The sequence below is a fragment of the Pricia sp. genome (genome assembly GCF_041745955.1).
Lineage (GTDB): Bacteria > Bacteroidota > Bacteroidia > Flavobacteriales > Flavobacteriaceae > Pricia.
Window position 1 is genome coordinate 1 of record NZ_JBGTHY010000298.1, and the last position, 1,794, is coordinate 1,794.

3 protein-coding genes are annotated in these 1,794 nt (G+C 47.6%); 2 read left to right on the forward strand and 1 reads right to left on the reverse strand.

Annotated elements, in window-relative coordinates:
* A partial coding sequence (locus ACEW8S_RS10975) for a saccharopine dehydrogenase C-terminal domain-containing protein (RefSeq protein WP_373518197.1) occupies positions 1–538 on the forward strand: 538 nt, incomplete at its 5' end.
* Positions 539–654: 116 nt separating this feature from the next.
* Positions 655–1,125 carry an Lrp/AsnC ligand binding domain-containing protein gene (locus ACEW8S_RS10980; protein ID WP_373518198.1) on the forward strand — a complete coding sequence of 157 codons (471 nt, stop codon included), beginning with the start codon at positions 655–657 and terminating at the stop codon, positions 1,123–1,125.
* An 11-nt stretch (positions 1,126–1,136) separates the two neighbouring features.
* Here the strand turns inward: ACEW8S_RS10980 and ACEW8S_RS10985 are convergent.
* A partial coding sequence (locus ACEW8S_RS10985) for a zinc metallopeptidase (protein WP_373518199.1) occupies positions 1,137–1,794 on the reverse strand: 658 nt, incomplete at its 5' end.

Here is a 1,794-nt window from a genome sequence, read left to right on the forward strand (position 1 = left end):
CATGTCGTACCGCGAATTCGTCAACCTGTTTCTCCCCTACTCCCCAACCGATTCCGTGGAGCTAAAACTGCGCTACTACCTAAAGATCGATCAAGATGATATTATGTGGGAAAAACTGTTGGAACTGAACCTTTTCGACGCGCAAAAGACCATCGCACTCCCTAATGCCACTCCTGCCCGAATCCTGCAAAAAATCTTGGAGGATAGCTGGACGCTCGCCGATAACGAAAAGGATATGATCGTGATGTACCACAAATTCGGCTATGAGCTAAACGGACAAAAAAAACAGATCGACGCCAATATGGTGGTCATTGGCGAGAACAGGCTTCATACGGCCATGTCGAAAACCGTAGGTCTGCCCGTGGCCATGGCTACTTTGGCAATATTGAACAAAAAAATCGTCACGCCCGGGGTGCGGATTCCTATCAACAGGGAAGTATATGAACCTATACTTTCCGAGCTTGAAAGCTACGGTATTGTTTTTAAGGAGTATGATGTGCCCTATTTGGGATATAATCCCGATTCGGTGGCGAGTTGAAGCTTAAAGGATCGTGTGCTTATTGATTCCCTTTCCCCTTGGCAGACGAAAGAACTTCAATCCCTTCCATTTCTCAATAATTTCTCTACTTTTACCATCAAACCGAAACCTGAATCATGAAATCCAATAACGAAAAGGTAAAAATAGACGGCATTGACAAGAAAATTCTAAGATTCTTGATGGCCGATGCCCGGAAGCCTATTTTGGAAATCGCCAGAAACATAGGCATTTCTGGAGCTGCCATTCACCAAAGGTTACGGAAATTGGAAGCATCTGGACTATTGGCAGGATCAAAGTTCGTTATCGATCCAAAGGTAATGGGCTACACGACTATGGCCTATATCGGCATTTATCTGGACAAGGCCATGAGCAATCCCGCGGCGGTAAAGCAGTTGGAAAAAATCCCTGAAGTGTTGGAATGCCATTATACCACCGGCAACTGGTCGATTTTGATCAAAGTGCTTTGCAGGGATAATGAACACCTTATGCATGTGCTGAACAAGGATATTCAACAGATCGAAGGCGTCTCGCGTACGGAGACTTTTATTTCGCTGAATCAGCAGATCGACCGTCAAATTACCATATAATGGAAATACCCTTAATCCCTTCCCCCGAAAACCTGTAGCCCCCAATAGACCAATGTAGCCAGAGAGCCTATTGCTGCTACCAGATAGGTACGGGCGGCCCATTTCAGTGCATCCTCGGAGCCTTTATATTCTTGTGGCGTGACCACATTTTTCGACTTTAGCCAAGCCAAGGCGCGGTTACTGGCATCGTATTCTACCGGCAGGGTAATAAAACTGAACAAGGTAGCGAGACCCATCATAACCAGACCCGCGACGGCGACCCAATAACCAAAGCCGACCCCGGCTGCCGCACCTAGTATAAGTCCGCCGAAAACGACCCACATCGACATACTTGAGGTCACGCTGACCACCGGCACCAATTTAGAGCGCAAGGTCAGCCATTCATAGGCTTGGGCATGTTGCACCGCGTGTCCACATTCGTGGGCTGCGACTGCGGCCGCAGCGGCATTGCGTTGGTTATAGACACTTTCACTCAAGTTTACCGTTTTGGTTTTCGGGTTGTAATGGTCCGTCAACATACCGGCGGTGGAGACCACCTTTACGTCGCGAATTCCGTTGTCGGACAACATTTTTTCGGCGATTTCGGCACCGCTCATACCATTTTGAAGGTGCACTTTCGAATAGTGCTTGAATTTACTTTTGAGTTTACGGCTTACCAGCCAGCTGACC

Bases quoted from the DNA above. Each gene is read 5' to 3' on its own strand.
- ACEW8S_RS10980 (WP_373518198.1), top strand. From the start codon at position 655: ATGAAATCCAATAACGAAAAGGTAAAAATAGACGGCATTGACAAGAAA.